General features: G+C 66.2%; 25 protein-coding genes. 13 read left to right on the forward strand and 12 right to left on the reverse strand.

The genetic code is table 11. The features are described 5' to 3' along the window. Positions 1-25: 25 nt before the first annotated feature. From VNQ78_RS03330 to VNQ78_RS03355, 6 genes are read right to left on the reverse strand one after another with little or no spacing between them, the layout of a single operon-like run. Entirely contained in the window at positions 26-3,118 is a 3,093-nt protein-coding gene (locus VNQ78_RS03330; protein ID WP_325686575.1) for a valine--tRNA ligase, read from the reverse strand. Positions 3,119-3,177: 59 nt separating this feature from the next. Continuing rightward, positions 3,178-3,846, reverse strand: coding sequence for a glutathione S-transferase family protein (locus tag VNQ78_RS03335; protein ID WP_325686577.1), 669 nt, complete (start codon positions 3,844-3,846; stop codon positions 3,178-3,180). After that, positions 3,846-4,478, reverse strand: a complete 633-nt coding sequence (locus VNQ78_RS03340) for a glutathione S-transferase family protein (protein ID WP_325686579.1) — start codon at positions 4,476-4,478, stop codon at positions 3,846-3,848. Before VNQ78_RS03340 ends, VNQ78_RS03335 begins: the two co-directional genes overlap by 1 nt. A gap of 3 nt (positions 4,479-4,481) precedes the next feature. Next, positions 4,482-5,114, reverse strand: coding sequence for a YceI family protein (locus tag VNQ78_RS03345; RefSeq protein WP_325686581.1), 633 nt, complete (start codon positions 5,112-5,114; stop codon positions 4,482-4,484). Continuing rightward, a complete protein-coding gene (locus VNQ78_RS03350) occupies positions 5,114-5,899 on the reverse strand; it encodes a VOC family protein (RefSeq protein ID WP_325686583.1) in 786 nt (261 codons plus the stop codon). The genes VNQ78_RS03345 and VNQ78_RS03350 overlap by 1 nt, the downstream gene beginning before the upstream one ends. Before the next feature lie 9 nt (positions 5,900-5,908). Further along, positions 5,909-6,262 (reverse strand): DUF1428 domain-containing protein, encoded by a 354-nt coding sequence (locus VNQ78_RS03355; protein ID WP_325686585.1) that lies wholly within the window; start codon positions 6,260-6,262, stop codon positions 5,909-5,911. Between the two features lie 88 nt (positions 6,263-6,350). Here VNQ78_RS03355 and VNQ78_RS03360 point away from each other — a divergent pair, with 88 nt between their 5' ends. After that, entirely contained in the window at positions 6,351-7,103 is a 753-nt protein-coding gene (locus VNQ78_RS03360; RefSeq protein WP_325686587.1) for a winged helix-turn-helix transcriptional regulator, read from the forward strand. Here the strand turns inward: VNQ78_RS03360 and VNQ78_RS03365 are convergent. Continuing rightward, positions 6,998-7,480, reverse strand: a complete 483-nt coding sequence (locus VNQ78_RS03365) for a peroxiredoxin (RefSeq protein ID WP_325686589.1) — start codon at positions 7,478-7,480, stop codon at positions 6,998-7,000. The two genes, VNQ78_RS03360 and VNQ78_RS03365, sit on opposite strands and share 106 nt — an antisense overlap. Before the next feature lie 77 nt (positions 7,481-7,557). On the opposite strand from VNQ78_RS03365, the gene VNQ78_RS03370 reads away from it, so the two are divergent. Then, on the forward strand, positions 7,558-8,757 hold the full coding sequence (locus VNQ78_RS03370) for an NAD(P)/FAD-dependent oxidoreductase (RefSeq protein ID WP_325686591.1): 1,200 nt from the start codon (positions 7,558-7,560) through the stop codon (positions 8,755-8,757). Next, on the forward strand, positions 8,757-9,323 hold the full coding sequence (rsmD, locus tag VNQ78_RS03375; RefSeq protein WP_325686592.1) for a 16S rRNA (guanine(966)-N(2))-methyltransferase RsmD: 567 nt from the start codon (positions 8,757-8,759) through the stop codon (positions 9,321-9,323). The genes VNQ78_RS03370 and rsmD overlap by 1 nt, the downstream gene beginning before the upstream one ends. On the opposite strand, the gene VNQ78_RS03380 is transcribed toward rsmD, so the two are convergent. Further along, positions 9,320-9,751, reverse strand: coding sequence for an Lrp/AsnC family transcriptional regulator (locus tag VNQ78_RS03380; protein ID WP_325686594.1), 432 nt, complete (start codon positions 9,749-9,751; stop codon positions 9,320-9,322). The genes rsmD and VNQ78_RS03380 overlap by 4 nt on opposite strands. Before the next feature lie 139 nt (positions 9,752-9,890). Between VNQ78_RS03380 and VNQ78_RS03385 the strand changes: the two genes are divergently transcribed. Then, the gene (locus VNQ78_RS03385; RefSeq protein WP_325686596.1) at positions 9,891-11,048 is read left to right on the forward strand and encodes a type III PLP-dependent enzyme; all 1,158 of its coding nucleotides are present in this window, start codon (positions 9,891-9,893) and stop codon (positions 11,046-11,048) included. 42 nt (positions 11,049-11,090) lie between these two features. Beyond that, on the forward strand, positions 11,091-12,146 hold the full coding sequence (locus VNQ78_RS03390; RefSeq protein ID WP_325686598.1) for a DUF2235 domain-containing protein: 1,056 nt from the start codon (positions 11,091-11,093) through the stop codon (positions 12,144-12,146). Positions 12,147-12,152: 6 nt separating this feature from the next. Here VNQ78_RS03390 and metF read toward each other — a convergent pair whose 3' ends face one another. Next, the gene (gene metF, locus VNQ78_RS03395) at positions 12,153-13,016 is read right to left on the reverse strand and encodes a methylenetetrahydrofolate reductase [NAD(P)H] (protein WP_325686600.1); all 864 of its coding nucleotides are present in this window, start codon (positions 13,014-13,016) and stop codon (positions 12,153-12,155) included. Between the two features lie 90 nt (positions 13,017-13,106). On the opposite strand from metF, the gene VNQ78_RS03400 reads away from it, so the two are divergent. From VNQ78_RS03400 to VNQ78_RS03420, 5 genes are all read left to right on the forward strand, one after another. Beyond that, positions 13,107-14,030, forward strand: a complete 924-nt coding sequence (locus tag VNQ78_RS03400; protein ID WP_325686602.1) for a LysR family transcriptional regulator — start codon at positions 13,107-13,109, stop codon at positions 14,028-14,030. 84 nt (positions 14,031-14,114) lie between these two features. Further along, a complete protein-coding gene (locus VNQ78_RS03405; protein WP_325686604.1) occupies positions 14,115-15,212 on the forward strand; it encodes an MlaE family lipid ABC transporter permease subunit in 1,098 nt (365 codons plus the stop codon). Beyond that, positions 15,209-15,976 carry an ABC transporter ATP-binding protein gene (locus VNQ78_RS03410; protein WP_325686606.1) on the forward strand — a complete coding sequence of 256 codons (768 nt, stop codon included), beginning with the start codon at positions 15,209-15,211 and terminating at the stop codon, positions 15,974-15,976. The genes VNQ78_RS03405 and VNQ78_RS03410 overlap by 4 nt, the downstream gene beginning before the upstream one ends. A gap of 4 nt (positions 15,977-15,980) precedes the next feature. After that, on the forward strand, positions 15,981-17,282 hold the full coding sequence (locus VNQ78_RS03415) for an MlaD family protein (protein ID WP_325686608.1): 1,302 nt from the start codon (positions 15,981-15,983) through the stop codon (positions 17,280-17,282). Positions 17,283-17,290: 8 nt separating this feature from the next. Beyond that, entirely contained in the window at positions 17,291-17,923 is a 633-nt protein-coding gene (locus tag VNQ78_RS03420) for an ABC-type transport auxiliary lipoprotein family protein (protein WP_325686610.1), read from the forward strand. A gap of 48 nt (positions 17,924-17,971) precedes the next feature. On the opposite strand, the gene VNQ78_RS03425 is transcribed toward VNQ78_RS03420, so the two are convergent. The 3 genes from VNQ78_RS03425 to VNQ78_RS03435 form a co-directional block, all read right to left on the reverse strand. Then, positions 17,972-19,075: a transglutaminase domain-containing protein gene (locus VNQ78_RS03425; protein WP_325686612.1), complete on the reverse strand. Its 1,104-nt coding sequence runs from the start codon at positions 19,073-19,075 to the stop codon at positions 17,972-17,974. A 99-nt stretch (positions 19,076-19,174) separates the two neighbouring features. Further along, positions 19,175-20,056, reverse strand: a complete 882-nt coding sequence (locus tag VNQ78_RS03430; protein ID WP_325686614.1) for a hypothetical protein — start codon at positions 20,054-20,056, stop codon at positions 19,175-19,177. A 109-nt stretch (positions 20,057-20,165) separates the two neighbouring features. After that, complete coding sequence (locus VNQ78_RS03435; RefSeq protein ID WP_325686616.1) at positions 20,166-21,227, reverse strand: porin; 1,062 nt, start codon at positions 21,225-21,227, stop codon at positions 20,166-20,168. Positions 21,228-21,593: 366 nt separating this feature from the next. On the opposite strand from VNQ78_RS03435, the gene VNQ78_RS03440 reads away from it, so the two are divergent. The 3 genes from VNQ78_RS03440 to VNQ78_RS03450 all read left to right on the forward strand — a co-directional run. Beyond that, positions 21,594-22,553, forward strand: coding sequence for a LysR family transcriptional regulator (locus VNQ78_RS03440; RefSeq protein WP_325686618.1), 960 nt, complete (start codon positions 21,594-21,596; stop codon positions 22,551-22,553). 158 nt (positions 22,554-22,711) lie between these two features. After that, positions 22,712-24,766 (forward strand): hydantoinase/oxoprolinase family protein, encoded by a 2,055-nt coding sequence (locus tag VNQ78_RS03445; protein WP_325686620.1) that lies wholly within the window; start codon positions 22,712-22,714, stop codon positions 24,764-24,766. Beyond that, positions 24,763-26,128 (forward strand): hydantoinase B/oxoprolinase family protein (locus VNQ78_RS03450; protein WP_325686622.1); only part of this gene is annotated, 1,366 nt, incomplete at its 3' end. The genes VNQ78_RS03445 and VNQ78_RS03450, both read left to right, overlap by 4 nt.

Here is a 26,128-nt window from a genome sequence, read left to right on the forward strand (position 1 = left end):
ACCAGAAGCGGCGCGGCAGCCGGGATCACATGGCGGCCAATTGCCCCAGCGCCACGCGGATGCGGGCGATGTCATCCTCGATCGCGGCCAGTTTCACGCGCGTCTCCTCGATCACCTCGGCTTCGGCATTCTCGACGAATTTGGGATTGGCAAGCCGACCGCGCAGGCCCGAGGCGTCCTTCTCGGCCTTGCCCGCCGCCTTTTCCAGCCGCGCGGTCTCGGCGCCCACGTCGATCATCGCGCCGACCGGCAGGGCAAAGCTCGCCCCCAGCGCCGCGACCGAGATCATGCCGGGCCCCATGCTGCCCTCGACGGGGGCATTCACGCGGGCAAGCCGCTCGATCAGCGGACCGTTCGCGGCCAGCGCCTCGCGCGCCGCCTCGTCGGCCTCGGTCACGATCAGGTCGGGGCGCGCGCCGGCGGGAACGCCGATCTGGGCCCGGGCCGAGCGGATGTTCTCGATCACCGAAATCACCCAGTTCATCTGGCGGTCCGCCTCGGCGTCGATCAGCTCCGCACCGAATTCCGGCCAGTCGCCATGGACCAGCATCTTCGCGCGGTCGCCGGTCAGGGCCCAAAGCTCCTCGGTGACGAAGGGCATGATCGGGTGCAGCATGATATAGCACTGATCCAGCACCCAGCCCATCGTGGCCAGCGTCTCGTCCCGATATTCGCCGTCGAACAGCGGTTTCGAGAATTCGACATACCAGTCGCAGACCTTGCCCCAGACAAAGGCGTAAAGCCCGGTCGCGGCATCGTTGAAGCGATAGGAGGCCAGCGCCTCGTCGGTCGCCATGCGGATGCGGGCGACCTCGCCGATGATCCAGCGGTTCACGACATGGCTGGGCGCGGGACGGGCGACGCCGCCGCGAACGCCGTTCATCTCGGCAAAGCGGGTGGCGTTCCAGATCTTGGTGACGAAGTTCCGGTTCGCCTCGACATGCTTCGGCCCCAGCTTCGGATCGCGGCCCATCGCGGCCATGCTGGTCAGGGTGAAGCGCAGCGCATCCGCGCCATATTCGTCGATCAGCGTCAGCGGGTCGATGACGTTGCCTTTCGACTTCGACATCTTCGCGCCTTTTTCATCGCGGACGAGGCCGTGGACATATACGGTGCGGAACGGCACCTCACCCACGACGGCAAGCTGCATCATCATCATCCGGGCGACCCAGAAGAAGATGATGTCAAAGCCGGTGATCAGGGTCGAGGTCGGGAAATACTTGCGCAGCTCCGGCGTGTCCTCGGGCCAGCCCAGAGTCCCGATCGGCCAGAGGCCGGACGAGAACCAGGTGTCCAACACGTCGGGATCACGCCAGACCGGATAGACCAGCTTGGTCGGGTCTTGCGTCAGGTTGTAATCGGCCAGACCCTGCGCGAAGGCGTCGATGGCCGCCTCGCGATCCGCGACCTCGATCACGCGGGCGATTTCCAGGGGCTGCGGCAGGTTTGCATTGCTGTCGCGGAACTGCTCGGCCGCTTCGGCGAAATTCGCGGCGGCGTGGTGGATCTCGTCGCGATGGACAAGGCCTTCCTCCAGCAGGGCGAAGATCTCGACATCGTCCAGCGCGCCGTCATGGTCGTCATCGACGCTACCCTCGAGCTTCAGGTCAAGGCCGTACCAGACCGGGATCTGGTGGCCCCACCACAGCTGGCGGCTGATGGTCCAGGGCTCGATGTTTTCCAGCCAGTGGAAATAGACCTTTTCATGCTGCTCGGGCAGGATCTTCGTCGCGCCGCTGCGCACGGCATCCAGCGCGGGACCGACGATCCTTGCCGTATCGACGAACCACTGGTCGGTCAGCATCGGCTCGATCACGACGCCCGAACGGTCGCCGAAGGGCTGCATGATCGGCTTCGCTTCAACCAGCGGGCGGCGCTCCAGATGCTCGGCACCGGTCTCCTTGTCGATTTCCTTGTGGAGATAGGTGACGGCCAGACCTTCGGCATTGATCTGCTCGATGACCAGCTTGCGGGCAGCGTAGCGGTCAAGGCCGCGCAGATCCTCGGGGACGAGGTTCACGTTCGAGACGTCGCCCACATCCTCGCCACCCGCGGCGCGGGTCGCGATCTCGGCGCTTTCGGCATAGCTGAGGCCGTCCTGACGCATCGCGCCCTTGCCATCCATCAGCGCGTAAAGCGGGATATTGTTGCGGGTCGCGACGCCATAGTCGTTGAAATCATGCGCGCCGGTGATCTTGACCGCGCCCGAGCCGAAATCCGGGTCCGGGTATTCGTCGGTGATGATCGGGATCAGGCGGCGATGCTCTTTCGGTCCGACCGGGATCTCGACCAGCTTGCCCACGATCGGGGCATAGCGGGCATCGCCGGGATGGACGGCGACCGCGCCGTCGCCCAGCATCGTCTCGGGGCGGGTGGTGGCGATGCTGATATAGTCGCGGGTCTCGCGCAGGATGACGTTCCCGTCCTCGTCGCGCTCGACATATTCATAGGTCGCACCCCCGGCCAGCGGGTATTTGAAATGCCACATATGGCCGGGAACCTCGCGGTTCTCGACCTCGAGGTCGGAAATCGCGGTCTCGAAATGGGGATCCCAGTTCACCAGCCGCTTGCCGCGATAGATCAGGCCCTTGTTATACATGTCCACGAAGACCTTGATGACGGCATCGTGGAAATTCCCCTCCTCGCCCGCAGGCGCGCCGGGGGCACCCGACATGGTGAAGGCATTCCTCGACCAGTCGCAGGAGGCGCCGAGGCGCTTCAACTGCTCGATGATCGTGTCGCCGGATTCCTGCTTCCAGTCCCAGACCTTCTTCAGGAAGGCCTCGCGCCCGATCTCGCGGCGGTTCGGCTCCTGCCGTTCTGCCATGCGGCGCTCGACCACCATCTGGGTCGCGATGCCGGCATGGTCCTGTCCGGGCTGCCAGAGCGTGTCGAAACCGCGCAGCCGGTGCCAGCGGACAAGGATGTCCTGCAGGGTGTTGTTCAGCGCGTGACCGATATGCAGGCTGCCGGTGACGTTCGGCGGCGGAATCACGACCGAGAAGCTCTCGGCCCCCGGTTTCGCGTTGGCACCTGCGGCGAAAGCATTGGTCGCCGCCCATTCACCCGCGATCCGCGCCTCGGCGGTGGTCGCGTCGAAGTTCTTTTCCATGGCCATCTGGTCACCCCTTTGATCGCAAAGGGGATAGCGAAACGCAGACAAAAGGCCAAGAGGCGCTAGGGCAGGAACCGCGCCGGAGCGAGGTCGGAAAAGGGAAAATACTTCAGCCAGGGCAGCGCCTCGGTCCGGGCGCGGTGAAAGGAGGTCCGTTCCACCAGCCGCTCGAAATAGGCGGAAAGGGCGGGATAGGCGTCAAAGGGCCGCAGGATCCCGGCATAGAAGAGCGACGGAGACGCCGCGCATTCCGCCAACCCGTAACCCCCCGCCGCCCAGTCCCGGCCGGTCAGGTGCCGGTCGAGCGCGGCATAGGCCAGATCGAGCTTGCCATGCACGAATGCCGTCATCGCGCCTTCCGCCCCGGATCCCATGAACAGGCGCGCATCGACGACCTGCTGCACCATCTGCATGATCTGGAAGTCGAAGAACCGGTCCCATTGCCGGGCGGCCAGCGCCTCGTCCGGGTCGGGGGGCAGCAAATGCTGCGGGCCGGGATAGTGACGGTCGAGATATTCGATCATCACCGAGGATTGCGACAGCGTGACGCCCCGCGCCTCGTCCCGCAGGCCCGGCATCCGGCCCATCGGCTCGATCGAGGCCATCAGGGCGCGATCCGCCTCATCGCCAAGGTCGATCATCCTGAAGGTGAAGGGCGCGCCGGTCTCGTAAAGCGCGATCAGCACCTTTTGCGTATAGGAGGACAGCGGATGGCCATAAAGCGTCAGCATCACGCGGCCTCCGCGAAATGCGCAAGCTGCGCGGCATGGGCGCGCCGGAATGCCGGGCGGGCGGTCATGCGTTCCAGATATGCCGCCAGCACCGGATAGGGCTGAAGCTCGCCGATGCTGTCCACGATCCGCAGCACCTCGGCCAGCATGATGTCGGCGATGGTGAAGCGGTCGCAGGCGATGAACTCGCGCCCCTCCAGCACGGGGACCAGCTGGCGCAGGCGCTCATGCAGGCGGGGCAGGACCAGCGCGGCGGCGGCCTCGTTACCGTCAAAGACGCGGGCGACGACCAGCGCCATCACCACCGGCTCAAGGCTGTTGAGGCTGGCGATCAGCCATTGCTGCGTCTCGGCCCGGCCAGCGCGGCCCTGCGGCATCAGGGCTTCGCGTCCCTCGGCCAGATAAAGCAGGATCGCGCCGCTCTCGAACAGGGACAACTCGCCGTCCTGAAGCATCGGGATCTGACCGAAGGGCTGGCGCGCATAGTGCCGGGGCGTCTTTTCGCGCACGCTCGTCGTCTCGATCTCATAGGGCAGGCCGGCTTCCTCGCAGGCCCAGCGGACCCTCAGATCCCGAACATAGCCCCGGGCCATCTCGGGCACCCAGTCATAGGTCGTGATAACCAGTGTCATCATTCACTCCTTTCGGGCGAACTCCGCGTCGATCTCGATCGGGATCGGCGTGGTGAAGAATGCGTTCAAACCGTAGGCCTGCGGGTCGATCTCAGTCTCGGCGCGCAGGCCGATCAGGTCACGGATCACCGGGTTGCCGTTCTCGTCCCCGGTATAGCCCCTGCCCGCGCCCACCAGTTCGGCGCGGAAGGTTGCGGGATGGGTCTTGCCCATGATGGTCAGCGGACCCGAAACCGTGCCGCTGGTATTGCTTTCCGCCACGAAGCTTTCTGCGGTGAAGCTGGCGGTCGGATACGCCGTCCCGTTCAGATAGTCCGGGCCGAGCAGGACTTCGCGAAAGCCCTCGACCGGGTTCGAGATCGACGCGATCTCGACCTCGACCGACAGCTTGCTGGCGGCGGGATCGTCGGGATTCCATTCCAGCGCCCCGGTGACCTTGTCGAAGCGGAACACGCTGTAGGAGAAGTCCAGATGCCCGACCCGCGCGATGACCGCGCTGTGATAGGGGTCGAGGTTATAGCTGCCCGCCGCAGCGGCGTGGTAGTCCTTTTGCCCGCGCGGAATCTGCGCGGGATCCTGCGCCAGCGCGGGCATGGCCGCGCCAAGGGCAAGGGAAAGGCAGAGGGCGCGCAGCATCAGCTTTCCTCCTTCGGCCCGACGACCGAGAAATGCGCACCCTGAGCATCGCGCGCAAAAGCGATGAAGGCAGAGCCGGGCACCTCGACCGGGCCATGCAGGATCTCGCCCCCGGCGGCGCGGATACGCTCGATCGCGGCATCGACGCCGTTGACCCCGAAATAGGGCAGCCAGCACGGCACCGGAGAGCCGCCGAGACCCATCATCCCGCCGATATCCGCCCCGTGCCATGCGAAAAGCTGGTAGGTGCCCATCTCGTCCATGCTAACGGCCGAGGATTTGGTCCAGCCGAAAAGCTCGGCATAGAAATCCAGCGCGGCAGCGGGATCGGTCGACATCAGCTCGATCCAGTTGCCATGCGATTCCTTCTGCTGGTTCCACGCACCGGATTCGACCGGAGGCTGGGGATCCATCGGCTTCGGCTCCAGCACGCCGAAGGTCGCGCCCTGCGGGTCGGTCAGGATGGCGAAGCGTCCGGTGCCCGGAATATCCGCCGGCTCGCGAAAGACCTTGCCGCCCAGCACCGTGACCTTGTGGGCCGCCGCATCCGCATCGTCCACGTCGAAATAGACCATCCAGAACGGCGGGACTTCGGCGCAATCGGGCGGCATTTCCATCAGCCCGGCGATCATGTCGCCGCCGTGGCTGGCCAGATGATAGGTGAAATCCGCCATTCCGGCATCCGCGACCTGCCAGCCGAACACCTTCTGGTAAAAGGTGTCGGCATCGGAAAGGGTGCCTCGGGCCGTCGAAAGCTCGAACCAGCAGGGTTTGCCGTGATACATGGCCCGCCCTCAGCTCACATCGACGACGGGCTCGAACCCGCCCCACATCATCCGCATCCCGTCAAAGGGCATCTCGCCCATCTTCTGCATGTCGGGGTCGGACATCATCTTTTCAAAAGCCGCATCGGCGGTGGCGCGGTCGGGCCATTCGACCCATGAGAACACGACCGTCTCGCCATCCGTGGCCTTGGTCGACATGTAGAAATCCGTGACCTTGCCATGCGGGACATCGACGCCCCAGTTCTCGACCATGCGCGTCGCGCCGAACTTCTTGAAGTAGGGCCAGGCGGAAAGGGCTTGGTCGACATATTTCTGCTTGTTCGCGGTGGGTACCGCCAGAAGAAATCCCGAAGTGTAGCTCATCTGTCGTCCTCCTCTGCCGACGAAGAAATCGCCGGTGAGTCGAAGGCTGGCACTTGCAGTAGTAAAAAGCAACTGTTAATATGAAAACATGAGTAACATCGGCCAATCTCCGCGTTTGCGCTATGACGAAGGGTGCCTTGGCGCCCATGCCCTGAATTTCATCGGCGACCGCTGGGCGCTTCTGGTCGTGCGCGAGCTGATGTTCGCCCCGAAGCGTTTCCAGATGATCCGCGCCGGCATGCCCGGCATCACCGCCAGCGTGCTGACGCAAAGGCTGGCGCAGCTTGGCCAGGCGGGCATCGTCGAACATGACGCAGTGCTGGGGATCTATGCCCTGACCGGGGCGGGCCGCGCCCTGCATCCGGTCCTGACCGAGCTTTGCCGCTGGGCGCTGATGATGCCGGGGCACGATCCGTCGAAATTCATCAGCATCTCGGCGCTGATGATCTCGATCTCGGCCACTGTCGACCCGGCAGCGGCGCGCGGCTGGGCGGGGCGCGCGGGGTTCCTGTCAGGGGCCGAGGGGTTCGAGGTCACGATCACCGCCGGCGGCCTGCCGCAGGTGCGGGCGGCGCGCGAGCCTCGGGGCGATTTCGTGCTGGAGGGCAGCGGCAACAATCTTGCCGCCGCGGTCTATGGGCCGCCGCCGAACGCGCTGGCGGCAAAGGGCCTCATCGCGCTGCACGGCGATCCGGTCGCCGCGCAGCAATTCACCGGCTTCTTCAGCCTCAGCCCTCAGAGCAGCCCCAGCACCGACTCGCCCGACGAGATCGAGCAGGTTCCGGCCGCTTCCTCGAGCTGGAGTTCGGCGACGGTGCCGTCCTCGACCAGCATCGCATAGCGCTTGGAGCGGCCGTTGATCCAGCCAGCCCCTTCGATGTTCAGGCCGAGCGCGCGGGTATAGCTGCCATCGGCATCGGCCAGAACCTCGATCCCGGCCTTGTCCGCGCCGGTCTCGCGCGACCATGCGCCGGCGACGAAGGGGTCGTTGACGGTGATGCAGACGATGCGCGAGACGCCTTTCTCGCGCAGCTTGTCGGCATTCTTCACGAAGCTCGGCATGTGGCTGTTGGTGCAGGTCGGCGTGAAGGCGCCCGGCACGGCAAAGATCACCACGCGACCTTGCGACAGTTCAGCGGCATCGACCTCGGCCGGGCCGTTTTCGCCAAGTTTCACCAGCTTGCCCGCAGGCAGCTTGTCGCCTTTTGAAATGGTCATGCATGTTCTCCATGAATTGCATCAATGTGGGGCGGACTATAGGCTCTGCGCCTCGGGCGAACCAGTAAGGGCAAAGAATGAACATCGTGATCCTTGGCGCGGGGCAGGCAGCGGCCTCGATGGCGGCAAAGCTCAGATCTCTGGGCCATCAGGGCGGGATCACCCTGATCGGGGACGAACCTGCCCCTCCCTATCAGCGCCCGCCTCTGTCCAAGGCCTATCTGCTGGGAGAGATGGGGCTGGATCGCCTGACGCTGCGCGCCCCCGAATGGTGGCGGGAGCAGGGCATCACCCTGCATCTGGGCCAGCCCGCCACGGCGATCGACCGCGCCCGGCGCGTCGTCGTGACCACGGGCGGCGAATATCCCTATGACACGCTGGCGCTGACGCTGGGGGCAAGCCCCCGCCGCCTGCCCGCCGCGATGGGCGGCGATCTGCCGGGCGTCCATGTCGTGCGCAATCTTGCGGACATCGCCACGCTCAGGCCGGAACTGGCCGCGGGCCGCCGGCTGGTGGTCATCGGCGGCGGCTATATCGGCCTCGAGGCCGCGGCCGTCGCCCGCAAGCTCGGGCTGGAGGTCACGCTGATCGAGGCCGCGCCCCGGATCCTCGCCCGCGTCGCCTCGGCCGAGACGGCGGACATGATCCGCGACTTGCACCACGCCCATGGCGTCACGATCATCGAAGGCGCCTCTATCGAACGTATCACCGGCGATGCCGCCGCCGACGGGGTGGCGCTGGCCGATGGCCGGAGCCTGCCCGCCGATCTGGTAATCTGCGGCATCGGCATCCTTCCCGAAACCGCGCTGGCCGAGGCGGCGGGGCTGGTTATCGACAACGGCATCGCGGTCGATGCGCAGGGCCGGACCTCGAACCCGGCGATCTGGGCGGCGGGCGATTGCGCGAGCTTCCCTGCCCCCTCCGGCCGGCTCAGGCTGGAAAGCGTCGGCAATGCCATCGACATGGCCGAAACCGTCGCCGCGAATATCCTTGGCGCGGGCCGGGATTATGTCGCGAAGCCGTGGTTCTGGTCGGATCAGTTCGACGCCAAGCTGCAGATCGCCGGCCTGAACACCGGCTTTGACCGGGTGGTGACGCGACCGGGCGCGGGGCCGCATTCCGGCTCGGTCTGGTATTTCCGCGACGGGCGGCTGATCGCCGTCGACGCGCTGAACGATGCCCGCGCCTATATGATCGGCAAGCGGCTGATCGAGGCGGGCAAATCGCCCGCGCCCGAGGCCGTCGCCGCGGCCACCGACCTGAAGGCGCTGATGTGATGCGGATCATCGGCGGCAATCTGCGCGGACTGAAGCTGGCGGATGTGGGTGCGGGCGATGCGGCGGCACATCTGCGCCCCACGACCGACCGCGTGCGCGAGTCGATCTTCAACCTTCTGGTGAACGGCACTCATGGCAACCCGATCCCCGGCGCAAGGGTGCTCGACCTCTTCGCGGGCACCGGCGCCCTCGGCCTCGAGGCGCTGTCGCGCGGCGCGGCGCGGGTCGCCTTTGTCGATGACGGGGTCGCCGCGCGGGCGCTGCTCCGCCAGAACATCGACAAGGCCCGCGCGATGGGTGTCACCGATGTCTGGCGCCGCGACGCGACCCGGCTGGGCGAAAATCGCGGCCCGGCCTTTGACCTCGTGTTCCTTGATCCGCCCTATGGCAAGGGGTTGGGGGAGCAGGCCTTGTCCTCGGCCCTTGCCGGGGGCTGGATCGCGCCCGGCGCCATGATCGTCTGGGAGGAAGCCGCCCCGCCCCCCGCCGTCGAGGGGCTTGAGCGGATCGACCAGCGCAAATATGGCGACACCACGGTCACGCTGCTGCGGCCCAGCCAGCCCTAAGTCGCGCGATCCATCTTGGTCGAGAGGTGGATCAGGCTTTCGCTGGACCTCACCCCGGTCAGACTGCCGATCTGATCAAGCACATCGTCAAGCTGGCTGGTCGATATCGCGGCCAGTTGCAGCAAAAGATCGACCCTGCCGCTGGTGGTGTGGATACGCTCGACCTCGGGCAGGCTGCGCAGGCGGGTCAGGATCGTGGCTTGCGCCCGCGGCTCGATCGTCAGAAGGCAGGTCGCGCGGATCCTGTTCTCGCGCGCGGCATCGCCCAGGCGCAGGGTGTAACCCGCAATGGCGCCCGAGGTTTCCAGCCGGTCCAGCCGCGCCTGCACGGTCGAACGCGCGACTTTCAGCCGCCGCGCCAGCACCGCCACGGATTGCCGCGCATCCTGCGCCAGATGGGCAAGGATGCCCCGATCGAGTTCGTCCACAACCACTCCTGTCATAATGACGTCATTCTCGTCAATTTAACCATAATTCTGCACATTTCCACAGTTTTCATTGCCGCAATCGGAGGCGGAGAGGCGCAGACTTGGCTTATCACCCAGCGCCTGCCGGAAGGAGATGCCGATGGGACTGACCGAGGGCCGCGGCCCCAAGATCGTCTGGAAGAACCCCGCCGAGATCATCCGAAGCCTCGCGCCGGAAAACCCGGTAATGGTGTTCGATCCGGGTGTCCTGCGCGCCACTGCCCGGCGTTTCCTGCGCGGCTTTCCCGGCCTTGTCACCTATGCGGTGAAATCGAACCCGGACGAGGCGCTCATCCGCACCCTCCTTGCCGCGGGCTTCCGGGGCTTCGACGTCGCCTCCCCCTACGAGATCGACCTGATCGCGCGACTGGCCCCAAACGCGGCGCGGCACTATCACAACCCCGTCCGCTCGCAGGCCGAGATCGCCCATGCGGTCGAGGCTGGCATCAAGGCATGGTCGGTCGACAGCCGGACCGAGCTGGAAAAGCTGTTCGCCCGCGTCCCGGTCGCGGATTGCGAGATTTCGGCGCGCTTCAAGCTGCCGGTTCACGGCGCGGCCTATGACTTCGGCTCGAAATTCGGCGCCTCGCCCGAATTGGCGGCGGAGTTGCTGCGGCTGGTGGCGGATCGCGGCTATATCCCCTCGCTGACCTTCCATCCCGGCACGCAATGCACCGATCCGCAAGCGTGGAAGAGCTATATCTCCACCGCCGCCGAGATCGCCCGCGTGGCGGGGGTCAGGGTGCGGCGGCTGAATGTGGGCGGAGGCTTCCCCTCGCACCGGGTCGGCGCGATCGAACCCGATCTTGCCGGGATCTTCGCCCTGATCGACCGGGCGACCGGCGCGGCCTTCGGCGCGGATCGCCCGGAACTGGTCTGCGAGCCGGGGCGCGGGATCTGCGCCGATGCCTTCTCGCTCATCACCCGCATCAAGGCGGTGCGGGACGGCGGCCATGTCTTTCTGAACGACGGCGTCTATGGCGCGATGACCGAGCTTCCGCTGATCGGCAACCTTGATCGCCTCGAAGTGCTGACACCCGACGGCCTCCCGCGCGAGGGCGAGGTGCTGCCGCGCGCCGTCTTTGGTCCGACCTGCGACTCGGTCGACCGGCTTCCGGGCGAAATCGCCCTGCCGGGAAATATCGAGGAAGGCGATTTCGTGGTCTTTCACGGGGCAGGTGCATATTCGACAGTCACCAATACCCGTTTCAACGGCTTCGGTCAGATGGCGCAGCTGACTGTCAGGTCACTTTCATGATCCGGCAATTCAAGCGTCGCGTTTCGCTGTTAGGCATGAGGTATGGAACCCGCGAACGCATCAATCTGCCAGGTGGTGCTGATGGATGGCACCTTCGCCTCGCTGACCGAGGGGCAAGGATCCTCGATCGCCCGGATCCACGCCATGCTTTCGGGCGGATTCGGGGCGACCCCTGCCCCGGTCCAGATCCACTATGCGCCGGGCCAGCAATGGGCGGCATGGCGGACCCTGCCCCAACTTGTCTCGGGCCACTCGCTCGACCACAATATCCGCGACGCCTATCGCTGGCTGGCGCGGCACTGGCGGCCGGGGAACCCGCTTTATCTCTTCGGCTATTCGCGGGGCGGGATCGGGGTCTCGGCGCTGGCCGACATGATCGACCGGATCGGGCTTTTGCGCCCCGAACATGCGAGCGAGCGGAACCTCGGGGCGGCATGGGAGAGCTGGCGCAACCGGAACGGCGCGCCGCCCGCCCCGGACCTCTGCCATGAATGCGTGCCGATCCGCATGGTCGGGCTGCTGGACACGGTCATGTCACTGGGGGTGCGGATGCCCTTTCTCTGGACCGTGTCCGAGCCCGATTTCGACTATGCCAAGGGACGGCTCGCGCCCAATGTCGAACGCGGCGCCCATGCGCTTGCACTGGATGAAACGCGCGATGCCTTTGCCCCGGTCCTGTGGACGGGCGCGCGGGGTGGCGAGGTCGAACAGATGTGGTTCCGCGGCTGCCATGCCGATATCGGCGGTCAGCTGGGAGGCTGCGAATATGCCCGCCCGCTGGCCAACCTGCCGCTGGTCTGGCTGATGTCCTGCGCCGAGGAGGCAGGCCTGCCGCTGCCCGAAGGCTGGCGCCGGCACCATCCCTGTGATCACGCCGCGCCTCAGCTTGGATCGTGGCACAGCTGGGGCAAGGCCTTCCTGATGCGCAGGCCCCGCCATGCCGGGCGCGATCTCTCCGAGCACATGCACCCATCCGTTCCCCGGCCCTATGACGGACCCGCGCGCCTGACCGGCGGTTTGGCGGCGGCAGCGGCGCCGCGCCGGATGCGCCTGCGGCTACCGCGCGGCGGGACCGAGGACAATTCCGCCCCGGCCTGAGCGGGTTCAGGCGACGTGCGGCAACGCATCCTTCGGGGTCACGCCAAGCGCGGCGCAGACCTTCAGCACCAGTTCGGGCTTGTTCAGCGTATAGAAATGCAGCTTGTCCACGCCGCCCTCGACCAGTTGCTCGCATAGGCGGACGCAGACTTCGAGGGCAAGGCGCGCCTCGCCCTCCTTCCCGGCCTGGGCAAAGGCTTCCTCGGCCCATTGCGGGACCGTGGTGCCGCAGCGCTCGGCAAAGCGGCGCGCGCCGGCCCAGCTCTGGATCGGCAGGATGCCGGGAATGATCGCCGCGGTCACGCCGGCTTCCTCGCATTGGTCGCGGAAGCGGAAGAAGGTCTCGGCATCAAAGAAGAACTGCGTGATCGCGCTGGTCGCGCCCGCATCCGACTTGCGTTTCAGCCAGGCCACGTCGGCGGCGGTGTCAGGGCTGTCGGGATGCGGCTCGGGATAGGCGCCGCAGCGGATCGTCATATCCCCGCGCGCGGCGATCGCCTCGATCAGCTCGACCGAGTTCGCGAAACCGTCCGGGTGAGCGGTGAAGGAGGCCTGCCCCTGCGGCGCGTCGCCGCGCAGGGCCACGATCTCGTTCACGCCGGCGGCGGCGTAATCGGCGACGATCTGCATCGTCTCCTCGCGCGTGGCGTCAACACAGGTCAGGTGCGCGGCGACGTTCAGCCCGTAATGGCTGGCCAGCGCCGTCACCGCCTCATGCGTCAATTGCCGCGTGGTGCCGCCCGCGCCGTAAGTCACCGACACGAATTCCGGCGCCAGCGGCGCCAGCGCGCGCGCCGTATCCCACAGCCGGAACGACTGGTCGAGGTTCCGGGGCGGGAAGAATTCGAAGCTGACGGCGGGCGTGATCATGGCGGTATCCTTTTCTGCCAAGGCTTGTGGCACGGCGCAGGACGTGAGACAAATTCATAATCCTCAAGATCGTGATGAGTTTCCTTCAAGATGCATCTGGAGCTTCGCCACCTGCGCAGCCTGCGCGCCATCCACGAACAGGGCGGGCTCGCCCGCGCGGCCGAGGTGCTGAACCTGACGCAATCCGCGCTTTCCCACCAGATCAAGGCGCTGGAGGAACAGGCCGGGGTCGAGCTTTTCCTGCGCAAGACCAAGCCCCTGCGCCTTTCGGCCGCCGGAATGCGGCTGCTGCGGACGGCCGAGCAGGTCTTGCCGATGATCGACGCCGCCGAGGCCGAGTTCCGCGCGGTCGAGCTTGGCCGCGCCGGGCGCCTCCATGTCGCGATGGAATGTCACCATTGCTTCGACTGGCTCTTGCCGGTGCTGGACCAGTTCCGCCGCGCCTGGCCCGAGGTCGATCTGGACATCCGCTCCAGCCTCGCGTTGAAGGCGCTGCCGGCGCTGGTCCGGGGGCAGGTGGACCTCGTGATCTCCTCGGACCCCGAGGAGATGGCGGGCGTGACCTTCCAGCCGCTGTTCGACTATGCCCCGACCATGGTTCTGCCCGCGAACCATCCGCTGGTCGCCAAGGGCTATGCCGAGCCTGCGGACCTCGCCGGCGAGACGCTGATCACCTATCCGATGGATCGCGCCCGGCTGGACGTCTATTCGCAATTCCTCGACCCCGCCGGGATCGAGCCAGCCCATCACCGGCAGGTCGAGCAGACCGCCGTGGCCTTGATGCTGATTGCTTCGGGGCGTGGGGTTGCGGTGATGCCCGACTGGGTGCTGCGGGCCGAGGCGGGGAACCCGGAACTGGCGCTGCTGCCGCTGGGACCGCAGGGAATGCTGCGCCGCCTTTATGCCGCCGTGCGCGAGGACGACCTCTCGCAGCCCTATATGGCGCATGTGCTGCGGCTGGCGCGGACCGAGCCGGTGCGGATGATGCGCGGCCTGTCACAGGGTCGGGGGTAGCGGGGTGCCGGGACCGCGCAGGGATTTGACATTGCGGGACAATCACCTGATGAATCGCACATGGCCGTCGCGGCAGGGACTGTGATGAACGATCTTTCCAACGACCAGCGCCTGACCATCGAGATCGCGGGCGACAGCCTGCGGCTGGGCGGCGCGTTCACGGTCTGGACCCTGCCCCGGGTCGAGCATGAAGCCACCTTGTCGATCCGCCGGATCGAGCTTTCGGGCCTGACCCGGCTTGATACCGCTGGGGCAAACTACCTCGCCGACCGCATTCGGGACGGTGTCGAGATTGCCGGGCTGAGCGAGACCCAGCAGAAGCTTGTCGAAACTGTGACCAATGCCCGACCCAAGCCCGATGCCGAGCCGCCCGTCCCCTCGGGCTGGCGCGCCTTGCTGGAGGCTTTGGGCCGCACCGTGGTCAGCGGCCTCGTCTATATGCGCGAGATCGCCGAATATCTTGGCCGCTTCCTCGTCGCGCTGGCGCGGGCGATCCGGCACCCGTCCGAGTTCCGGCTGACCTCGCTGGTCCATCACTGCCAGGAAACCGGGCTGCGCGCGGTGCCCATCGTCGCGCTGATGTCCTTCCTGATCGGGATCGTGCTGGCCTTTCAGGGCGCGCTGCAATTGCGCGAGTTCGGGGCCGAGATCTTCGTGGTGGAACTGATCTCCATCTCGATCCTGCGCGAACTGGGCATTCTTCTGACCGCGATCATCGTTGCGGGCCGCACCGCCTCGGCGCTGACCGCCTCGATCGGGTCGATGAAGATGCGCGAGGAGATCGACGCCATGCGCACGCTGGGCCTTGATCCCGACATGGTCCTGATCCTGCCGCGCGTGCTGGCGCTGATCATCACGCTGCCGATCCTCGGCCTCATTGCCAATATCGCGGGGCTGGTCGGCGGCGCGGCGATGTCCTGGATCGAGCTGGGCATCTCGCCCTCGATGTTCCGCTATCGTCTGGTTTCGGAAACCGGGGTCGACAATGTCATCGCCGGGATCAGCAAGGCCCCGGTCTTTGCGCTGGTCATCGGCATCATCGGCTGCCACGCCGGAATGAAGGTCGGCAAGGACGCCGAATCCCTTGGCGCCCAGACATCGAAGGCGGTGGTGAACGCGATCTTCGCGGTGATCGTGATGGACGCGCTGTTTTCGATCTTTTTCGCCGAGATCGGCATATGACCGAGAATGTCATCGAGGTCCGGGGCCTCAGAACCCGTTTCGGCCGGAACGTGGTCCATGACGGGCTGGACCTCGACCTGCGCCGGGGCGAGATTCTGGGCGTGGTCGGCGGATCGGGAACCGGGAAATCGGTGCTGCTGCGCACCATCGTCGGGCTCGTCCATCCCGACAAGGGAAGCGTGCGCGTGCTGGGTCAGGATGTCGGGCAGCTTTCCGGCCCGGCGCGCGAGGCGCTTGAACGGCGCTGGGGCGTGATGTTCCAGGACGGCGCGCTGTTCTCGTCCCTGACCGTGCAGGAGAATGTCGAGGTGCCGCTGCGCGTCGTCCCCGATCTTGCCGACAGCGAGCGCGAGGCGCTGGCCCAGCTCAAGGTCTCGATGGCGGGCCTGCCGTGGAGCGCGAATGACAAATACCCCGCCGACCTCTCGGGCGGCATGAAAAAGCGCGCCGGGCTGGCCCGCGCCTTGGCGCTTGACCCCGAGATCGTGTTTCTGGACGAGCCCACCGCCGGGCTTGACCCGATCGGGGCCGATGCCTTCGACAAGCTGATCGTGGCGCTGCGGGACACGCTGAACCTCTCGGTGTTTCTGGTGACGCATGATCTGGATACGCTTCACGCCTGTTGCGACAGGATCGCGGTTCTGGCCGAGAAGAAGGTTCTGACCACCGGCACCATGGCCGAGATGCTCAAGGTCGATCATCCTTGGGTCCATGAATATTTCCACGGGCCCCGCGCCCGCGCCGCCGTTGCCGAGAAGGAGTGACAGGATGGAAACCAAGGCAAACTTCGTCCTGATCGGCGCCTTCACCCTTGCCGGCTTTGTCGGGCTGCTGGTGTTCCTGATGTGGTTCGCGCAGGTGCAGCTGAACCGCCAGTTCGCCTATTACGACATATATTTCCCCGAAGTGTCGGGGCTGGGCGTCTCGTCCCAGGTTGCGCTGGCCGGTCTGCCGGTCGGAAAGGTCGTGGACATGGGGCTTTCGGGCAATGTGAACGGCGCGGTGCGCGTCAGGATCGAGGTCGCAGAGGACGCGCCGATCCGCACCAATTCGCGCGCCTCGATCGAGATACAGGGTGTCACGGGCACCTCTAACGTCGCCATCACCTCCGGCACGCCGGATGCGCCCTTGCTGCGCGAGGTCAATCCCGACGAAATTCCCACCATCGAGGCCAACCGCTCGGCCCTGCAGACGCTGAGTGATCAGGGCCCCGAGATGATCTCGCGCCTGAACACCGTGGCCGAGCAGATGACCACCCTGCTGGGAGAGGAGAATCAGAACCGCGTCCGCAACATCCTTGAGAATGTCGAGCGGTCGAGCGCCAATATGGACAAGGCGCTGGCGGATGTGACCACGGCGACCGAGTCCATCGCATCGGCGGCGACCGACATCTCGTCCTTCGGCAAGCGGCTTGAGAGCCTTGGCGCGGCGGCCGAGACCACGCTTGGCAATGCCGATACCGCGCTTGGCCGGTTCAACGAAACGGCGGCCAAGGCCAATACGGCGCTGGAGGCGGGCAGCGCGACGCTGGACGAGGTGCGGGACTATGTCTCGACCGACCTGCGCGGCCTGACGCGCAAACTGGACGAGACCGCAACGACGCTTCAGGCCGACCTGAGCCGGCTGACCGAGCGGACGGGCCGCACGATGGACAATCTCGACGCCACGCTGGAGGTGGGCAGTCGCACCCTCGCCTCGGCCGAACGGGCCTTCGACGGCGCCGATCGCGTGATCAATTCCGAGATCGGGCCGGTCGCCACCGATTTTCGCGCGACGCTGGCGCAGTTGAACGAGGCCATCGGCCGCGTGACCGAGGACATCCCCGAAATCACCGCGCGCCTGCGTGACGCCGCCACCAGCGCAGACACCGCCTTTGCCAGCCTGCGCACCATGGTCGAGGGCGCGCGCGCGCCGGTGCAGGCCTTCACCCACGACGCGCTGCCGCAGCTCACGCGGATGACGGGCGAGATGCGCGGGTTGGTCCAGAACGTCAACCAGCTTGTCACCACGCTGCGCCGCAACCCGGCCCAGATCATCACCGGGCCGAAAACGCCCGAATTCCGCCGCTGAGAGGTGCCATGATACGCCTGACAACCCTGACCCTTCTGGCCGCAACCACGCTTCTGCCGGGCTGTGCCGCGATCTCGGCCCTGTCCGGCGGTCCCAACCGCGACGTGTTCGAGTTGCGCCCCCTCTCGGACGCGCCACGGCGCTGCGGTCAGGGGCGTCTGGCCGAACTGGTGATCGAGGAGCCGAAGAGCCGCGGCACCCTCAACACCGAGCGGATCATGATCCGGCCCTCGGCGCTGCAGACGCAATACCTGCCCGACGCGCAATGGGGCGATACCGTGCCGATCACGCTCCAGAACCTGCTGGTGCGCGGCTTCGGCAGCTATGACACCTTCACCCATGTCGGGCGCGCGCCGCTGGGCACGGCGGGCGACTATGCCCTGATCAGCGAGATCAACGACTTCAACGCCGAGGTCGCGGGCAAGGGCGCGATCGTCAAGCTTTCGGTGAATGCGCAACTGGTGCGCGAGATGGATGCGACCGTGGTGGCGCGGGGCCAGTTCAGCGCCTCGGCCCCCTCTGCATCGACGCGGACGAATGACCTGATTCCGGCCTTCGACGCCGCCGGCCAACAGCTTCTGGCGCAGATGACCGATTGGGGCCTGCGCGGCATCGGCGTGAACCCGGCCAATTGCCGCTAGAAACGACAGGCGGGAAGCCGGTGGCCCCCCGCCTGTTCGCGCCGGGGATCAGACCTCGGCCGCGGTGATCTCGTAGGTGAAGGATTTCGCGTCCAGCTCGTCTATCACACGCTCGCCGATGCTGGCCTGCGGATACATCAGGAAGGGCAGCTTGCCCGCGCGTCCCGACAGTTGCAGATCCTCGGCGGTGTTATAGGCGACCCAGTTGCCTTCCCAATTGCCGAAAAGCGCGGCGTTGACCTGATTGACCAGCGGATCCTTGGGATCCTTGATCCAGGTCTCGGTCTCGGCCCGCATCACCTTCAGCACATCCGCCGGGTCCATCGCCACCCAGCCATAGCCCGAGAGCCAGACCTCGGCCCGGCAATGCTGGGCGCCGGTGATCTTTTCGCTGTTCGCGCCAAGCTGCTTGTAGCCGAAGGCCGAGGGCGCGACCCGCACCCCGAACACGTCCCGCGCCGGCACGCCGGAGGCCCGCGCCAGACCGACGAAAAGCCCGTTCAGGTCGGCGCATTTCCCGCCAAGACCCGCCGTCGTCAGCGTCGCGACATTGTCACCGGGGCCGCAGCCGGGGGTGTCCATGTTGCGATAGCAGTTCGACACGATCCAGGCATAGATCGCCCGGACCTTGTCGACATCGGTTTGCGCGCCCGCGGTGATCTTGCCAGCGGTTTCGGCAACGATCCCGTCAAGCGGCTTGTAGCCCGATGGCTGCAGCGCGGCCTTCAGCACCGCCGGATCCTCGGTCGCGTCCGACGTCCGGTTCCAGTCGATGGTGCGGTTGCGCGTCTCGATCCGACTGACCAGTTCGATCCGGGGCGCGCCGCCGCCCTCGAAGGTCGCGTGCAGGTATTTCGCGCCGCTGGCCGGGTCGGTGACGATTTCGGCCGCAGTGGCGTTGCCGGACCAGCTGTCGTCCAGGCTGCGCTGGTAATCCGTCGAAAGCGACGGGACTGGCAGCCAGACCTGGGCCTGCCCCTCGCCCTGCGGCAATTCGATCAGGGTTCGCGTCTCGAACCGGCGCCAATCACTTGCGGCGGGGGCATAGGGCCGGTCGGCAGCAAAGGCCTGGCGCGCGATCCCGCCGAGCAGCGGAGCAGTGCCAGCGAAAAGCGCCAGTTTCAGGAGATTGCGACGAGAATGCGAGGTCATCGGGTTAACCTTTCAACTGCGGTTGCCTGAGAATGCGATGTTCCTGAATACAGCCTAACCCTGTTCCCCACACCTCACAACATCGCATCCCGGTCCCTGTTATTGGTCGAGGATGGCTTGAAGATCCCTTGCCGCCCGTCCGCCCAGCGCCTCGACATCGATGCTCCCGGCTTGCAGAAGCCGCTGGACCCTCCGGCGCGGCGCGGATTCTTCGACCTGTCGCGCGGCCGCCAGATACAGCGCCAGGAAACGCGGCCGCAGGATCAGCGCGTCATCGTCACCCAGCAGCGCCAGCACGCGCCCGAAATCTTCAGCGACGCCGGCTTCCACGATATCGTCATCGAGCCGTTCCGCCGTCCCGGGCGGGAATTTCAGGCGCTCCGGGTCGATCCTCTCGCCCGCCACGAAAGTCCTGAGCAGATAGGAGAGCGTTCCCGCCCGCTTCAACCGCGCCAGCGACTGATGGCCAGAATTGGGGACATTGATACGGAGGGCGGCGGGATAGTGCAGCCTCATCCACTCCTCCACCATGCGGGAATCGCGCCCCTGCCGCAGATCATGCACAAAGGTCGCCCCCCTTGGAGAAGCGATCGCCGTCGCGACCGGGATCTTGTGATCAATCGGACTGCGGCTATCGCGTGGCGAGGCCGCGAGAATCCGCGCCCCAACCGCGCCGCCATAATAGAGGGCGGCATTGCCGCCCGCGCTGGTCCCATAGGCCAGCACATCCCTGCCCCGCAGCACCGGCGCGACACGCTCGACGAAACGCTCCACCGGCAGAGAGGCGAAGTTCGTGTGGCGGGCCTTGCCCACGAAAAGATGGTTCCAGCCATTCCTTTCGCAGACCGCGGAACCCCAGCCCGGCGGCTCCTTCCCTTCGCCTTGCGGAGAAAAGCAGACGAGCACCCTGTCATCAGCCGGGTTGAAAGGATGAAAGACGATGCGGTGTCCTTCACACGCATCCAGTTCGATCGGGGTCATATCGGGTCGTTTCCTTCGGGCAGGCGCCGATGCCGGTTATGATCCCTGTGATCCCGCAGTAAAAGCGGTCCGGTTCAGTTTGTCTAAGGTTTGTGCGGCTGCGAGGCGGTCAGAACTTCCATGTCACCCCCATCAGCAGCGAGGAAATGTCCTCGTAATCCGCATCGGAATCATCCTCGAAGGAATAGACCCGGTAGCCAAGATAAGCCTGAAGGCTCAGATCATCGAAGCTCTGCACCGCCTGAAGGCCCCATGAGGTCGAATCCGACCCCGCGACCACGAAATCGGAGCCGTCGTAATAATCCACGGAAACCGCCGTCTTGCCCTGGCTGATCAGGTCGCCGGTCCAGCCAAGCTTCGCATAGGCGAATTTGGCGTCATCCCCGCGCTGATCACCGGCCGAAAGCGTCAGGTTCAACCCGGTGGGCAGGTGCAGCAGCGAGGCCGAGGCCATCAGCTTCTCGGTCGTCTCGTCGTCGTTGCGCCACAGATAGCCGATGCCCGCGTCGAGGTCGATCACCTCATTCTCGTAGCCGTAGCTGACGGCCACGTCGTAGTAATCGGCGTCGTCATCCTCGGCCAGAACCTCCTGCCCGTAGGAGGTCGAGAAGACCAGCCCCGAGAATTCCGGCGTGTCATAGCGGATGCGGAAACGCCGCGGCCCGTTGAAATCGTCGAATGCGTCGGCGATCGTGATGCCCGAAAGCGTATCGCCGTCGCGGAAGAAATAGGCCCCGGCGGTGTCGGGAATATAGGAATAGCCGACGATCCCTGTGCCCGAATTGTCGAATTCGGAGGTTCCGTCGGTGGCCATGCTGCCCTGACCCATCCAGAGCGTGCCGAAACGGCCCGAGAACACGCCTTCGAGCTTGCGGATGTCGGTCCGCTGCCAGTCTATCCAGTCCTCGTCATCGATCTGGCTGACATCGGCGGTGTTCTTGAAGCCCAGATTCGTCTCGAGGTTGAAGCGGAAGCTGCCCCATTCCTGCGGCACGTCGATCCAGAGGCCGACCTTGCTGGTGCTGTTGCTGTTGTCGACGACCTCGTCATAGGTCTTCCGCCCGTCATCGACCCGTTGATAGTTGAGCGTCAACTGCCCATAGAACGTGGCCGTCGCGCCGGAGGGATGGGTGAATACCAGATCCTCGGCCCCGGCCGCCTGGCCGAGCATAAGCACAAGCCCGGATGTGCAAAGAATGTCCCGCGTCTTCAATTGAGGTCTCCTTCCAGGGAATCCATGTGATTGGTTCATAGAAAGATGCTTGGGGGCGGAATGCTTCATGACGCGCCGACCGCCTCTGACAAAACATGCCACACCAAAGGGTTGCGGCAGAGTCGTTTCTTACATCCGGGCGCGCAATTATTTGACCCTCGTGCCGCGCGGCCACGCTCGCCCTCGGCTGCGCGGCGGGCTTGACTGCGCGTCCGCTCTCATCCCACAGGGGAACAGGGACGCATCCGGTGCCGGTCGCCTTGCGGGTCGCGAGGCTTGCCAGCGCCGGTCCGAGCCTCCCTGACAGGGCGGGGACAGAGAGCTTTGGTCAATATCAAGAGATTGCGGTATTTCTGTGCGGTCGTCCGCAGCCAGAGCGTTTCCGGCGCCGCGGCCGAGCTTGGCCTTGCCCAGCCCGCGCTGAGCAATCACATGCGCGATCTTGAGCAGGAGATCGGCGTTCGGCTGCTGGAGCGGCATTCGCGCGGCGTGCGCCCCACCCCCGCCGGGCAGTTGCTTTATGAACGCGCGGTCGAGCTTGATCTTTTCACCGACCGGATGCTGGCCGATGTCCGGGCCGCAAGCGGGCAGGATGCCGGCCCGCTCGTGGTCGGGCTGACGCCCAGCCTGATGCGGCTGGTGGGCGTGCAGGCGCTTGTCGCCGGTGCCGAGGGCGGCGGCCCGCCCCTGCGTCTGGTCGAGGCGCTGAGCGTCGCCCTGACCACCGCCGTCGCGCAGCGCGAGATCGACGTGGCCTTTGCCTATGAGGTCGAGGAGCGCCCCGGTCTGGTGCGCGAGCCGGTGATTCTTGACGAGCTTCTGTTCGTGACTGCCCCCGGCGGCCCTTCGGGGCCGATCAGCCTGCCCGAGGCCCTGTCGCATGAGCTGGTCTTTGCCGGCGACCACGGCATCGTCACGCTGGTCCGGCGCCTCGCGGAAAGGCTGGCTGTGACCCCGCGCATCGTGTCGAACGTCCAGTCGGTCGAGGCGATCCGGGCGCGGCTGGAGGATGGCGGGGCGAGCCTGCTTTCCTATGGCACTGCCGCCGACGGGGTCGAGCGCGGATTTCTCGCCGTGCGCCGCATCGAACGTCAGGCGCTGACGCGAACGCTGTATCTGCTGCGCCGCGCCGACCGCGATCCGGCCGGACAGGATCCCAGGGCCGCGCGGCTGCTGGCCGGGATCGTCCGCAGCATCCTGCGCAGCTCGGCCCCCTATTCGGTGCCGCTGGATGCGAAATATGCCGATGATGGATCCGCCGCCTCCTCCCCGCGGCTGCCATAGCAATTTTCATATACCAAGCTGCGATAATCCATCTTGGACTTGGACGAGCCCGATCCCCTAGCTTGGCTCTGCGGGGCGCGCGACATGCTGTCCCCGACGCGTCGGATGACCAGCGAGGCACCCGGCGACGCGATCTGACCATCGGGAGGTTCTAGGCCATGGGAGGCTATCGGGTGACCGTCGATACGGGCGGCACATTCTCGGATTTTGTCTATCTGGACGAGGCGACGGGCACGACCACCATCGCCAAGGTTCCTTCGACGCCTGACGACCCCTCTCGCGCCATCGCGACCGGTATCGACAAGCTGCTGGCGATGGATGTGCCCGCATCGGACATCCGCTATTTCTGCCACGGCACCACCGTGGGCACCAATGCGCTGCTGGAAGGCAAGGGCGCGCGCACCGGACTTCTCGTGACCGAGGGCTTTCGCGGCATCTACGAGGTGGGCGAGCAGGCCCGCCCGCACGGCCCCGCCATCTTCGACGTGATGTATGACCGGCCCGCGCCGCTGGTGCTGCCCTCGGAAACCGGCGAGGTCGCGGAACGGGTGCAGCATGACGGCTCGGTCCTGCTGCCGCTGGACGAGGCGGCGCTGCGCGACACCCTGCGCGAGTTGAAGGCGCGCGACATCGAATCCATGGCGGTGTGCTTCCTGTTCTCGTTCCTGCATTCCGGCCATGAGGAGCGGGTGCGCGAGATCATCGCCGAGGAACTGCCGGGCTGCGAGGTCTCGCTCTCGTCGGAGATCGTGCCGCAGATCCGCGAATACCATCGCCTCAGCACCACGGTGATCAACGCCTATCTGCAACCGATCCTTGCGCGCTATATCGCCCGGCTCGGGCAGCGTCTGGAGGAGGCCGGGGTCGATACGCCCCAGAAATACATCATGCAGTCGAACGGCGGCATGGCGACCTTCGCGTCGACCGCGAAAAAGGGCGTGGCCACCGTTCTCTCCGGCCCGGCGGGTGGCATCACCGCCAGCGTGGCGACGGCGCGGGCCACGGGATTTCTGGACATCGTGACCTTCGACATGGGTGGCACCTCTTGCGACGTGGCGCTGATCAAGGGCGGCGTCCCGGTGATCGCCAATCGCGGCAAGGTCGAGGGGCGCGACATCTCGGTGCCGATGATGGACATCAACACCGTCAGCGCCGGCGGCGGCACGCTGGCCTCGGTCGATCGCTTCGGCGTGCTGGAGGTCGGTCCGCACAGCGCCGGCGCCGTGCCCGGCCCCGCCTGCTATGGCCGGGGTGGCGAAAGGCCGACGATCACCGATTGCAACCTGGTGCTCGGCTATCTCTCCGAGGAGAATTTCCTGGGCGGCACCATGCGGCTTGACCGCGACAAGGCGCTGCGCGCGGTCAGAACCCATGTTGGCGCGCCGCTGGGCCTGCCCGAACGCGAGGCCGCCGAGGGCGTCGTGCGCATCATCGACGTCAAGATGGAGGAGGCGATCAAGGCCATCTCCACCATGCGCGGCCATGACCTGCGCGACTTCATGCTGCTGCCCTTCGGCGGCGCGGGTCCGATCCATGCCAGCCGCATGGTGCGCGACCTTGGCATGGCGGGGGCGGTCGTGCCGCTGCATCCCGGCGTCTTTTCGGCCATGGGGCTGGTGATGTCGGATGTGAAGCACGACTATGTCCGCTCGCGCCTTCAGGATCTGGCGGCCAGCGACCCGGCCGAGATCGACGCGACCTTCGCGGCCATGGACGAGCGCGCGCGTGACGAACTGGCCGGGGAAGGCTTCAGCGGCAGAAACGTGCGGATCGACCGCCATCTTGACCTGCGCTATGCCGGACAGGGCTATGAACTGACGCTGCCGGTGACGCCCGGCGAAAGCATCGCCGACATCCGCAAGGCCTTCGATGCCGCGCATGAGGCGACCTTCGGCCATGCCGCGCCGGGCGAGCGGGCCGAGATCGTCTCGTTCCGGGTGCAGGCGGTGGGCCTCGTCACGCCCGTCGATCCGCAGCGTTTCGCGCCCGAGGGCCGCAGCCTCGCCGACGCCTTCCTGGGGACGCGCCCGGTGCGGTTCGACGGCCTCGACCACGATTGCGCGGTCTATCAGCGCGAAAGGCTGGATGTCGGTCACGGCTTCGCTGGCCCCGCCGTTATCGAGCAATTCGACTGCACCACCGTCGTGCTGCCGGGCCAGTCCGTCCGCGTTGACGAATTCCGCAACCTGATCATCACCGAGGACGCACGATGAACATACAGGCCCCGGCCGACCGCATCGCCGTGAACGCGGTCGAGCTTGAAGTGATCCGCGCCAGCCTGAGCGGCATCGTTCAGGAAATGCAGAACTCGCTGTTCCGAACCGGCTTTTCCACCATCATCCGGGAATCGCAGGATGCCTCCTGCGCCATTCTGGACGCGCGCGCGCAGGTGGTGGCGCAGCATGTGGTGCTGCCTTTGCATCTGGGGGCCTTCCCGGCCTGCACGGCGGCGGTGCTGCGGCGCTTTGGCGATGACATCGCCGAGGGCGACGCCTTCCTGATCAACCACCCCTATGAGGGGGGCAGCCCCCATGCCCCCGACATGGCGGTCATCTCGCCGGTCTTTTTCCGGGGGGATCTGGTCGGGTTCTGCGCCTCGATCGCGCATAAGAGCGATATCGGCGGCCCGGTTCCCGGCAGCTGCTCGGGTCAGGCGCGCGAGATTTACAACGAAGGCCTGCAACTGCCCGCCGTCCGCTATCAGCGCGGCTTCCGGCCCTATGGCGACGTCGAGACCGTCATCCGCGCCAACAGCCGCACCCCCGATCTGGTCATGGGCGACATCCGCGGCCAGCTCGGCTCGGGCCGGCTGGGCGAACAGCGCCTGATCGCGCTCCTTGAGAAATTCGGGCTGGACACCTGCCGCGCCGCCTTTGCCGAACTGGGGGCCATCGGCGAAAGGCGGGTGCGCGCCGCCGTCGCCGACTGGAAGGACGGCAGCTTCGAGGCCGAGCGTTTCCTGGACGATGACGGCATCGAGCTTGAAAAGCCGATCCGCATTCACGTCCGGGCGGAAAAGATCGGGGACCGGATCGTCTTCGACTTCACCGGATCGGCGGACCAGACGCGCGGACCCGCCAATATCCGCCCGCCACTGGTGCAAGCCGCCTGCGCCTATGTGCTGATCTCGCTGATCGATCCTGGCGTGTTCATTTCCAGCGGCATCCTGCGCGCCTTCGAGGTCAGAACCCGTCCCGGCAGCATCCTCGACCCGGTGCATCCGGCGCCGGTGAACACCTACAACCCGACCGTGCATGCGGTGGTGGACGCGATCTTCGCGGCCCTTGGCCCCCTGGTCGAGAGCCGCGCCCGCGCCGATGGCAGCGCCAGCCGCTCGATCATCGTGGGCAGCCGGGGACAGGGCAAGGGTTATGTCCAATATGAGATCTTCGGCGGCGGCGCCGGGGCGCGGGCCACCCGCGACGGGGCATCGGGCATCACCGTGAACCAGTCGAACGCCAAGATCGCCCCGGTCGAGATCATCGAGAGCGAGTTTCCGACGCGGCTGCTGCGCTTCGAACTGATCCGGGATTCCGGCGGCGCCGGGCAGTTCCGCGGCGGCCTCGGCATCCGGC

This window comes from Paracoccus sp. (in: a-proteobacteria), from assembly GCF_035556475.1.
Classification (GTDB): domain Bacteria; phylum Pseudomonadota; class Alphaproteobacteria; order Rhodobacterales; family Rhodobacteraceae; genus Paracoccus.

Coding starts and splice junctions, on each gene's coding strand:
- VNQ78_RS03330 (WP_325686575.1), bottom strand. CDS start 3,118: ATGGCCATGGAAAAGAACTTCGACGCGACCACCGCCGAGGCGCGGATC.
- VNQ78_RS03335 (WP_325686577.1), bottom strand. CDS start 3,846: ATGCTGACGCTTTATGGCCATCCGCTGTCCTCCTATACGCAAAAGGTG.
- VNQ78_RS03340 (WP_325686579.1), bottom strand. CDS start 4,478: ATGACACTGGTTATCACGACCTATGACTGGGTGCCCGAGATGGCCCGG.
- VNQ78_RS03345 (WP_325686581.1), bottom strand. CDS start 5,114: ATGCTGCGCGCCCTCTGCCTTTCCCTTGCCCTTGGCGCGGCCATGCCC.
- VNQ78_RS03350 (WP_325686583.1), bottom strand. CDS start 5,899: ATGTATCACGGCAAACCCTGCTGGTTCGAGCTTTCGACGGCCCGAGGC.
- VNQ78_RS03355 (WP_325686585.1), bottom strand. CDS start 6,262: ATGAGCTACACTTCGGGATTTCTTCTGGCGGTACCCACCGCGAACAAG.
- VNQ78_RS03360 (WP_325686587.1), top strand. CDS start 6,351: ATGAGTAACATCGGCCAATCTCCGCGTTTGCGCTATGACGAAGGGTGC.
- VNQ78_RS03365 (WP_325686589.1), bottom strand. CDS start 7,480: ATGACCATTTCAAAAGGCGACAAGCTGCCTGCGGGCAAGCTGGTGAAA.
- VNQ78_RS03370 (WP_325686591.1), top strand. CDS start 7,558: ATGAACATCGTGATCCTTGGCGCGGGGCAGGCAGCGGCCTCGATGGCG.
- rsmD (WP_325686592.1), top strand. CDS start 8,757: ATGCGGATCATCGGCGGCAATCTGCGCGGACTGAAGCTGGCGGATGTG.
- VNQ78_RS03385 (WP_325686596.1), top strand. CDS start 9,891: ATGGGACTGACCGAGGGCCGCGGCCCCAAGATCGTCTGGAAGAACCCC.
- VNQ78_RS03390 (WP_325686598.1), top strand. CDS start 11,091: ATGGAACCCGCGAACGCATCAATCTGCCAGGTGGTGCTGATGGATGGC.
- metF (WP_325686600.1), bottom strand. CDS start 13,016: ATGATCACGCCCGCCGTCAGCTTCGAATTCTTCCCGCCCCGGAACCTC.
- VNQ78_RS03400 (WP_325686602.1), top strand. CDS start 13,107: ATGCATCTGGAGCTTCGCCACCTGCGCAGCCTGCGCGCCATCCACGAA.
- VNQ78_RS03405 (WP_325686604.1), top strand. CDS start 14,115: ATGAACGATCTTTCCAACGACCAGCGCCTGACCATCGAGATCGCGGGC.
- VNQ78_RS03410 (WP_325686606.1), top strand. CDS start 15,209: ATGACCGAGAATGTCATCGAGGTCCGGGGCCTCAGAACCCGTTTCGGC.
- VNQ78_RS03415 (WP_325686608.1), top strand. CDS start 15,981: ATGGAAACCAAGGCAAACTTCGTCCTGATCGGCGCCTTCACCCTTGCC.
- VNQ78_RS03420 (WP_325686610.1), top strand. CDS start 17,291: ATGATACGCCTGACAACCCTGACCCTTCTGGCCGCAACCACGCTTCTG.
- VNQ78_RS03425 (WP_325686612.1), bottom strand. CDS start 19,075: ATGACCTCGCATTCTCGTCGCAATCTCCTGAAACTGGCGCTTTTCGCT.
- VNQ78_RS03430 (WP_325686614.1), bottom strand. CDS start 20,056: ATGACCCCGATCGAACTGGATGCGTGTGAAGGACACCGCATCGTCTTT.
- VNQ78_RS03435 (WP_325686616.1), bottom strand. CDS start 21,227: ATGCTCGGCCAGGCGGCCGGGGCCGAGGATCTGGTATTCACCCATCCC.
- VNQ78_RS03445 (WP_325686620.1), top strand. CDS start 22,712: ATGGGAGGCTATCGGGTGACCGTCGATACGGGCGGCACATTCTCGGAT.